The sequence below is a fragment of the Staphylococcus sp. EG-SA-18 genome (assembly GCF_017151825.1).
Taxonomy (GTDB): Bacteria; Bacillota; Bacilli; order Staphylococcales; family Staphylococcaceae; genus Staphylococcus; species Staphylococcus aureus.
In genome coordinates this window covers 1-848 of record NZ_JACYVY010000069.1, presented here as the reverse complement: position 1 = coordinate 848, position 848 = coordinate 1, and the positions used below count along the sequence as shown (strand labels likewise).

Genomic DNA, 848 nt, shown 5'->3' with positions numbered 1-848 from the left:
GTATAATGAGATATTTCAATATTTTAATGAAGATAAGTATCAGTTCAAAAGTTATAAGTTATTTAATGAAATCATTAGATTGATAATTGAGAATAAGTCTTTTGAAACCTGTTATTCACAAAACTATATTAAAGAACAATATAAAGGTATTGGCATTATGTATAAAAATCATCAATGGTATTTTGTTGTAGCTAATATAGAATCAAAGTTAGTGAATCTATTAAATATTTCGAAAATAAAAGAACTATATGAAATGGGAGAGACTCAAGAGTGTAATGATATAACTATGCAGAATTTTCAACAGTTCATGGTTAAAAATGAAACAGCTATTGATATTCTTATTAGAAGCAATGTTATGGGATTGAATATCTTGAAAGGCTACCTGTGGAGTGACTATATGATTGAAAATATTGACGAAGAGACATATTTATTTAAATCAAAAGTGAACGCGAAAGATATAGATTTTATAGCTAAGTTAATTGTCACAGGTGGTGTCAATGTCAAAGTAGAATTTCCTATTAGTTTGAAAAAAGCTATTAAAACTGAACTAACCAAAATAATAAACTTATACTAATGGTAATTTAATTATGATTGCAATAACAAAGAAAAGATAATCTTAAACATATTAAATTGATCCGTAGTTTAAAAACCGCATCACTAACCGAGACGCAGAGGCGTATCATAAGTAATGAGGTTCATGATTTTTGACATAGTTAGCCTCCGCAGTCTTTCAAGTAAATAATATCGAAATATTCTTTATAGTGAATATTTATAGTGAAGCAAAGTTTTAGCTTTGAGAAAATTATTTCTGTAAATAAATATAGTAAAATTACGGTAAAATATAAATA

Annotated in this window: 1 protein-coding gene; it reads left to right on the top strand. The window is 26.2% G+C overall.

The genetic code is table 11. The features are described from left to right. On the top strand, positions 1 to 574 hold a 574-nt coding region (locus IDG66_RS12605), incomplete at its 5' end, for a WYL domain-containing protein (RefSeq protein ID WP_206172206.1). Positions 575 to 848 lie beyond the last annotated feature (274 nt).